Here is a 923-nt window from a genome sequence, read left to right as displayed (position 1 = left end):
GCCTTTGTCGCGCATATTCACAGCCAGACTTCCGTAGTAAGGAGTGGAGCGGTATCTCTCGATCTGGGCCTGAATGGCGTTTTCCTTGGCTTGCCATGCCTGCTGCTTGTTCTGCCTTTCATAGTCGGATGCAGCCTCTTTCCCACGCATGATATTTTTATTGATGGCTTGACCCATCCATGGGTTTCCATATTGAGCATTCGCATGGGTGGGGAAATTTATTAAAATAATTGCTGTTATTGAGGTGGCAATTTCAATGTGCGTCCATGGATGTTTTTGCATGATTTTCTTCAGTCTGTGGTCAGGTTTGCCGAAAGGGACTATTGAGCCCAATGCTGTAGGGATGAGGGCGTGCATCCGCTTCAGAAGAAGTAGTTGAGACATACCGATCGGTAGGGGATATGGCGTTGTCTTGGGAGGCAACAGGGCCGGTCTGCTGCGAAGCAGCTTCAATCGACGGCTGGATATCGGTACCAGCTCTCTGCGAGTTTGCCGAAGAGGATATGTTGCGAGCTTCAGATGCTGGTGCATTCAACGAAGCTACAGGAGTGGAGAACTGAGTGAACGAATTGGGAAAGGCAGCATATGCAGGTTGAGCAAGAGCGGGAAAGGCGTTGACTTCGCGAGAAAGGCCGGTGGGCTGCGTATTGATTCCCCGTTGACTTTGTGGTGTAGATCGAATGCCTGGTTCGGATCCCATGGTGGTATTAGTTGCAGAAGTCAGCATTCTCAGAGTCGAATCGGAACTTTCTGCACTCATAGGGGCAGCAGAAGTGGGGGCCATTTGTCGATGAAGTACAGAGGATGGCGTATCGCTCGTGCTGTATTGCTGGCGCTGCATCAGATCCTGAGGGCCCGCGGCGGGCCCCATGCCGCGTCCGACTCCAAGGGCCGCACCAGCTGTGCCTCCGACGGTATTGAAG

Annotated in this window: 2 protein-coding genes; both read right to left on the bottom strand. The window is 52.4% G+C overall.

Going from position 1 to position 923, the window contains the following annotated elements; genetic code table 11:
- Positions 1-282: hypothetical protein (locus tag ACP2WS_RS11260; protein ID WP_426460850.1), on the bottom strand; the 282-nt coding region annotated here is incomplete at its 3' end.
- 19 nt (positions 283-301) lie between these two features.
- Positions 302-923 (bottom strand): hypothetical protein (locus ACP2WS_RS11255; protein WP_426460849.1); only part of this gene is annotated, 622 nt, incomplete at its 5' end.

This window comes from Brachymonas moutaii (nom. illeg.), from assembly GCF_049977365.1.
In the GTDB taxonomy this organism is placed as follows: domain Bacteria; phylum Pseudomonadota; class Gammaproteobacteria; order Burkholderiales; family Burkholderiaceae_C; genus Brachymonas.
Note: the sequence above shows the minus strand (reverse complement) of the source record. Positions and strands in the feature narration are given on the sequence as shown.